This is a genomic window from Kribbella sp. NPDC058693 (assembly GCF_042715335.1).
Classification (GTDB): domain Bacteria; phylum Actinomycetota; class Actinomycetes; order Propionibacteriales; family Kribbellaceae; genus Kribbella; species Kribbella jiaozuonensis.
This window is the reverse complement of the sequence record NZ_JBHXSQ010000006.1, coordinates 139652-147055: the sequence shown is the minus strand read 5'-3', so window position 1 is coordinate 147055 and position 7404 is coordinate 139652. Positions and strand designations below refer to the sequence as shown.

General features: G+C 67.3%; 6 protein-coding genes. All 6 read left to right on the top strand.

What is annotated here, in order from left to right; translation table 11 throughout:
* Window positions 1-1270: NAD-dependent malic enzyme (locus ACFWUU_RS37850; RefSeq protein ID WP_380183126.1), on the top strand; the 1270-nt coding region annotated here is incomplete at its 5' end.
* Window positions 1263-2822, top strand: coding sequence for a malate synthase A (gene aceB, locus ACFWUU_RS37845; RefSeq protein WP_380183124.1), 1560 nt, complete (start codon window positions 1263-1265; stop codon window positions 2820-2822). The genes ACFWUU_RS37850 and aceB, both read left to right, overlap by 8 nt.
* Window positions 2810-3541 carry an aspartate/glutamate racemase family protein gene (locus tag ACFWUU_RS37840; protein ID WP_380183122.1) on the top strand — a complete coding sequence of 244 codons (732 nt, stop codon included), beginning with the start codon at window positions 2810-2812 and terminating at the stop codon, window positions 3539-3541. Before aceB ends, ACFWUU_RS37840 begins: the two co-directional genes overlap by 13 nt.
* A 109-nt stretch (window positions 3542-3650) precedes the next feature.
* Window positions 3651-5075 (top strand): MFS transporter, encoded by a 1425-nt coding sequence (locus tag ACFWUU_RS37835; RefSeq protein ID WP_380183120.1) that lies wholly within the window; start codon window positions 3651-3653, stop codon window positions 5073-5075.
* A gap of 13 nt (window positions 5076-5088) precedes the next feature.
* The gene (locus ACFWUU_RS37830) at window positions 5089-6510 is read left to right on the top strand and encodes a M24 family metallopeptidase (protein WP_380183118.1); all 1422 of its coding nucleotides are present in this window, start codon (window positions 5089-5091) and stop codon (window positions 6508-6510) included.
* Window positions 6507-7400: an ABC transporter substrate-binding protein gene (locus tag ACFWUU_RS37825; protein ID WP_380183116.1), complete on the top strand. Its 894-nt coding sequence runs from the start codon at window positions 6507-6509 to the stop codon at window positions 7398-7400. Before ACFWUU_RS37830 ends, ACFWUU_RS37825 begins: the two co-directional genes overlap by 4 nt.
* Window positions 7401-7404: the final 4 nt, after the last annotated feature.

Below are 7404 nucleotides of genomic sequence, written 5' to 3'. Positions count from 1 at the left end.
CGACGTGGTCGAGTCGCGCGCCGACCGGGTTGTCGTGGACGTCACCTGCGACGCGGTCGACGCGAACCACGCGGCGGCTCTCGAGAAAGCGCTCGGCGAGGTCGACGGGGTGGTCGTCCGCAAGGTCAGCGACCGGACCTTCCTGCTGCACCTCGGCGGCAAGCTCGAGGTCGTGCCGAAGGTGCCGCTCAAGCACCGCGACGATCTGTCCCGCGCCTACACCCCGGGTGTGGCCCGCGTCTGCCAGGCGATCGCGGAGAATCCGGCCGACGCCCGGCGGCTCACCATCAAGCGCAACACGGTCGCCGTGGTCACGGACGGCTCGGCCGTGCTCGGCCTCGGCAACATCGGTCCGGCTGCGGCACTGCCGGTGATGGAGGGCAAGGCGGCGCTGTTCAAGCAGTTCGCCGGAGTCGACGCCTGGCCGGTCTGTCTGGACACCCAGGACACCGACGCGATCGTGGAGATCGTCCGCGCGATCGCGCCCGTGTACGGCGGCGTGAACCTGGAGGACATCGCCGCACCGCGCTGCTTCGAGATCGAACGCCGGCTCCGGGAGGCGCTCGACATCCCGGTCTTCCACGACGACCAGCACGGTACGGCGATCGTCGTACTCGCGGCCCTTGCGAATGCGCTGCGGGTGGTGGATAAGCGGATCGAGGACGTGCGGATCGTGGTGTCCGGGGTCGGCGCGGCGGGTCATGCGGTGATCCGGTTGCTGGCTGCCCAGGGCGCCGGCGAGATCGTTGCCTGCGGTCGCAACGGCGCGGTGCATTCGGGGCAAACCGGTCTGGACGCGTACCGCGGTTGGATCGCTGCGAACACGAACCCGCGAGGCGAGACCGGCTCGCTGGCCGAAGTACTGGCCGGGGCGGATGTGTTCATCGGCGTCTCGGGTCCGGGTCTGCTCACCGGCGCGGACATCGCGACGATGGCCGACCGGGCGATCGTGTTCGCGCTGGCGAACCCTGACCCGGAGGTGGATCCGGTCGCGGCCGGCGAACACGCGGCCGTGGTCGCCACCGGGCGGTCCGACTACCCGAACCAGATCAACAACGTGCTCGCGTTCCCCGGATTCTTCCGCGGCATGCTCGACGCCGGCGCTCACGAGATCAGCGACGCCGTGATGCTGGCCGCCGCGGACGCGATCGCGAGTACGGTGGCAGCCGGCGAGCTCAATGCGACGTACATCGTGCCGAGCGTCTTCGACGCGGCCGTCGCACCCGCGGTCGCTGCCGCGGTCCGGCAGGCGGTCGAGGCCCATGGCTGAGATCACTGTGCTCGGCGAGCCCAACGAGCAGATCCTGACCCCGGAAGCTTTGGAGTTCGTCGCCGGTCTGCATGCGGAATTCGGTGCCCGGCGCAACGAACTGCTGGATGCCCGGCAGCGTCGTCGGGGGACCGAGTTGGACTTCTTGGCCGAGACGCGTGCCATCCGCGCGGCCGACTGGAAGGTGGCCGCGGCGCCGGCTGATCTGCTCGACCGCCGGGTCGAGATGACTGGTCCGACCGACCGGAAGATGGCGATCAACGCGCTCAACTCGGGCGCCCGGGTCTGGCTCGCGGATCTGGAGGACGCCAGTACGCCGCATTGGCGGAACGTGATCGACGGCCAGGTGAACCTGTACGACGCCATCCGCCGGACGATCACGTTCACGTCCGAGGCCGGCAAGGAGTACAAGCTTGCGGACGACCGGCGGCTGGCGACGATCGTGATGCGGCCGCGCGGCTGGCACCTGGACGAGCGGCACCTGCTCGTCGACGACGTACCGGTGGCCGGCGCATTCGTGGACTTCGGCCTGTACTTCTTCCACAACGCGGCCGAGTTGCTCGCGCGGGGGAGTGGACCGTACTTCTATCTACCGAAGCTGGAGAGCCACCTCGAGGCGCGGCTGTGGAACGACATCTTCGTCCGCGCGCAGGAGCAACTCGGCGTACCGCAGGGCAGCATCCGCGCGACCGTCTTGATCGAGACCATCCCGGCCGCGTTCGAGATGGATGAGATTCTCTATGAACTGCGCGACCATGCGTCGGGGCTGAACGCGGGCAGGTGGGACTACCTGTTCAGCGTGATCAAGTACTTCCGCGACTCCGGGCCGGACTACGTGTTGCCGGATCGCAACGCGGTGACGATGACCGCGCCGTTCCTACGCGCATACACGCAGCTGTTGGTGCGGACCTGTCACCGGCGGGGCGCGTTCGCGATGGGTGGGATGGCGGCGTTCATCCCGAACCGGAAGGACCCGGAGGTCAACGAGTCCGCGTTCGCCAAGGTCCGGGCGGACAAGCAACGTGAGGCCGGTGACGGGTTCGACGGCTCGTGGGTAGCGCATCCCGATCTCGTGCCGATCTGCCGGGACGTGTTCGACGGTGTGCTCGGTGATCAACCGAATCGGCTGGACCGGGCGCTCGACGACCTGACGATCACTGCGCGCGATCTGGTGGACGTCCGCTCGACGCCGGGTGAGCCGACCGAGGCCGGTCTTCGCAACAACGTGCACGTCGGCCTGCTGTACCTGGCGTCGTGGCTGCGGGGCAACGGTGCCGTTGCCATCGACAACTTGATGGAGGACGCCGCGACCGCGGAGATCGCGCGATCTCAGATCTGGCAGTGGGTGCACAACGAGGTGAAGCTGGACTCCGGCGAGCAGGTTACGGCCGAGCTGGTCGACCGGATCGTCGACGAGGAAGTCGCGTTGCTCGGCGACGGGTTCGAGCAGGCCAAGCGGATCTTCTGCGATGTCGCACTGGCCGACACGTACGCCGACTTCCTTACGCTCCCGGCGTACGACGCTGTCCTGGAGGACGAATGCGCATCCTGATCGCGAACGTCAACACCACGAAGGCGATGACGGAAACGATCCGCACCCAGGCTGCGTCGTACGCGTCTGCTGGTACCGAGGTGATCGGGCTGACTCCGGACATCGGCGCCGAGTCGGTCGAGGGCAACTTCGAGAGCTACCTGGCCGCTGTCGCCGTGATGGACGCGGTGGTTCGGTACGACGGTCCGTACGACGCCGTGATCCAGGCCGGATACGGCGAGCACGGGCGCGAGGGCCTGCACGAGCTACTCGACGTACCCGTCGTCGACATCACCGAGGCCGCGGCCCAGGTGGCCATGCTGGTCGGACGGACCTACTCGGTCGTGACGACTCTCGACCGGGCGGTGCCTCAGATCGAAGACCGGCTCTTGCTGGCTGGGTTGAAGGATCGTTGTGCGTCGGTCCGAGCGAGCGGACTCGCGGTGCTCGAGCTCGAAGAGGATCCGGACCGTGCTGTCGACGCGATCGTCGAGCAGTCCGTCAAGGCTGTCACCGAGGATCGCGCCGAGGTGATCTGCCTGGGCTGCGGCGGCATGGCCGGCCTGGACCAGAAAGTCACCGCCGCCACCGGCGTGCCGGTGGTGGACGGTGTGTCCGCCGCGGTCGTGCTCGCGGAGTCGCTGGTCCGGCTCGGACTGTCGACGAGCAAGGTCCGCACGTACGCCGCACCCCGGCCGAAAACCGTCGCCGGATGGCCCTTGGGAAGGAGAAACGACTGAGTTTGCAGAATCGCTTGAAACGTCAGACAACTGGTAATCATACTAACAACCACCCGAGATCCCGGCTCGATCGACAGCTCAATCCCCTTGTCATCAGGAGGTCGGTCAGATGCATCCCTCGGACTCTCGAATCACCGCTGCACCACCACCCGCCACCGGTCGCCTCTCGGAGGTGATGGACCGGATCGGCTGGACCCGCGCGCACTGGGTCGTGGCCGGCATGGTCCTGGCCGGAATGTTCTTCGACGCGCTCGAACAGGACACCACCGGCGCCATCACCGAAGGGCTCAAAGCCAGCTTCGGGATGGACACCGGCGACCTCGCCTTCCTCAACACCGTGATGATCATCGGTGGACTGGTCGGCCGGGTCACCACCGGTTACCTCGCCGACCGCAAGGGCCGGCGCTACGCACTCTCGTTCAACCTGCTGCTCTACACGTTGGGCGGCATCCTGAGCGCAATCGCCCCGAACCAGACGATCCTCGAAGTGTCCCGGTTCATCGTCGGTATCGGTCTCGGCGGCGAGTTCACCGTCGGCCTCGCGCTGGTCACCGAGATGGTCGCCACGAAGTACCGCGGGACCGTTGCCGCATCGCTGAACATCGGCTCCGGCGGCGTCGGCAACTTCGTTGCCTTCGGCCTGTTCCTGATCGTGCTCGGTCCGTTGAACGATGTGCTCGGCGGCACTTCCGCAAGCTGGCGGTGGCTGTACGTGCTGCTCGCCGTACCCGCTGTGCTGGTCGTGTTCATCCGGCGGTACATGCCCGAGTCGCCCAGATTCCTGCTGTCAAAGGGGCGATTGGACGAAGCGAACGCGGCGCTGACGACGCTCGCCTCCGGCCGGCTCACCCGCAAAGGTAAGGGCCCGGTGACGCAGTACCTGACCACCGAGGACATCCCCGACGTGGTCGGCCAGTCCGTGCCGCTGCGCACACTCGTGACAGTCGGCTCGCTCCGGCGTACGGCGGCCATCGGTGTCGCGTCCTGGATGTCGTTCGGTGCGCAGATCACCTTGCTGGTTCTGATGCCGAGCATTCTCGTTGCCCAGGGCTACAGCATCAGCGACAGTCTCGCGTTCACGATGGTGATGAACCTCGGCAGCCTGCTCGGCGCCTGTGCCGCGGCGCTCGTCGCGCGGAACGTCGGCCGCCGTACGACGGTGGTCACCGCGGGCGTGCTCGGCTGTTGTGCCGCGGTCGCGTTCGCCACCTTCGCACACGGCACGACGCTGATCCTGCTGCTGGGCGGGACGTTCCAGTTCTTCGCGCTGCTGCTCAACACCACGCTCGCCGCCTGGTCGCCCGAGGTCTACCCGACCGAAGTACGTGCGCTCGGTACGTCGATCGTCAACGGGATCGGGAACGTCTCCGGCGCCGTGATGCCGCTGATCGCCGTCCCGGTCTTCGCCGCCTGGGGGATGTCCGGCGTCTTCCTGATGCTCGCGCTGATGTACGTCGTGCTCGCGGTCGCAGCCCGGTTCGCGCCGGAGACGTACCGGCTGTCGCTCGAAGAGATCAACCAAACCCAAGTTTGAGAGGAAGTTCCTGGTGAGGGAATACAGCACCCCGATCGACTACCGGCGGATGGAGTCCTTGCTCCGCGACTTCGAGCCCAGCTTCGACTTCGAGCCGACCGCGCAGATCACCGAAGCGGAGTACTCGGACCGGATCGAGCGGCTCCGGCGGGAGGCGACCGTTGCGGGGCTCGACGCGCTGCTCGTGCACTCCAGCCTGGTCGGTTGGTACCACACGTCGAATCCGTTCCTCCGCTACCTGTGCGACTGGATGCGGGAGGGGGTGCTGATCCTTCCGACCGATGCCGACCTCGCGCCCGAGCTGCTGTCGTTCTGGACCGAGTCGGCCGTCGTACCGCCGGGCGGCGAGCCGCTGCTGGTCGGCGAGATCTGGCAGGTCTCGCCGTTCGGCCGGGAGAGCGTCGACCGGCCGGGATCGCCGCTGCACAAGACGATCGACGCGTGCGTCGGCGTACTGAGTCGGCTCGGTCTCGCGGGCGGGCAGCTCGGTCTGATCGGTGACGACACCGCCGCGACGTTCTTCGCGGGTCTGCGCGAGGAGCTGCCGCGGACGGGGTTCGCGAACGCCACCGACATGATCCTGCGGATGCAGCGGATCCGGTCCAGTGCCGAGATCGACATCGTCCGATCCGCGGGCGAACTGATCGGCATCGGCTGGGAGGCGTTGTGTCACGTCGCCCGGCCGGGCGTCACCGACTATGAGGCGTACGCGGCGTTCTCGTACGCGCAGATGGCGCGGGGCGGCGAGACCGGCGACGGCTACCAGATCGGTGCGAACCGGTACGGAACGCTGTGCGGCAAGCCGTACGGCCATGTGCTGACCGAGGGCGACCTGCTCAACCTCTACATCTCAAACGTCACGTACCTCGGGTACTGCGCGCAAGCCGCGCGGATGATGGTGATCGGTACTGCGACGGACCAGCAGGAAGAGGTCCTCGAGATGACGGTCGACGCGGTACGGCGGGCCGAGCAGCTGATCAAGCCTGGGGTGAAGTTCAGCGAACTGCATGACGCAGCGTTCGAGGCGTATGTGGAGCGGGGCTACCTGAAGTCGAAGGAGACCCGGACGATGCCGTTCAACTGGGAGGCGATGCCGGACGGATCGCCTCGGCCGGTGCCGCGCCAGTACGTCCCCGATGCGGACTGGGAGGCCCAGGGGCGGCGGCTCATGCACGTGTGGCCGGCCGCTCCGGGTCCGCACAACCCGAACCTCGGGCACGCGATCGGGATGCCGAAGCTCCCGCAGTACAACGTTGCCTCGCACAACACCGACCGGATGGAGCCCGGGATGGTCTTCGTCCTGCACGCCCAGTGGGTCGACCCGCTCGTTGCCGGATCGAACCTCGGCGACCTGTATGTGGTCACCGAGACGGGCTTCGAGAACCTGACCTGCCGTACGTCGATCGACCCGTACCGAACGGAGAAGAGCGCATGACCGTCCTCAAGCTCAGCTCGATGGCACACGGCCTGAACTACCTGCCGGAATACGTTGCGCGCGGCAACGGAATCTTCGCGGCCAACGGCCTCGAGGTCCCGTACACGCTGCGCGATCCGTGGGACGGGATCATGCACGACCTCGCCGACGGGACGTCGGACATCGCGCTCGGCGGCATCTGGGTGCCGGCCATGTACTCCGGCCGCGGCCGTGACTTCGTCGCGATCGCGCAGCTCAACGATCGTTTCCCGATGTGCATCGTCACCCGGGAACGCGTCGACGGCTTCGAGCTGTCCTGGCTGCGCGATCGAACGATCCTGGTACCCGGGCAGGGCGGTACGGCGCCGGCCGAGTTCACCCGCGGACTGATGCGCGAGGCCGGGCTGGACCCGTGGCAGACCCGCTTCGCCCACGACCTGTCGATGCCGATGCTCCACGAGCTGTACGTGAACGGGCTGGCGGACGCGTTCCTCACCGACCTCGTCACAGCGCTCGATCTGCAGCAGACCGGCCGCGGCCACATCGCCTACCTACACGCCGAACGCGGCGGCCGAATGCCGAACAGCGTGTACTACGTCCTCCGCGACCGCCTCGACGAACTGACACCCGCACTGGTCCCGTTCGTCCAGTCGATCGACACCGCGATGCGCCAACTACGTGAAGGCACCGTCACAGACCTGAACGGCCTCTTCCACGCCGAGTGGCCCGACGCAAACCCGTCCACCCTCCTCGCCGCGACCGAACTCCTCATCAAACACGAGGTCTGGAAGACCCCACGCATCGACCGGCAAGCCTGCGAACGCTGGACGAGCATCCTCCACACAGCAGGCCTCACCGTCTCCCACGTGTTGTACGAAGACATCGTCGACACCCGCGCGATGCCTGACTGACGGC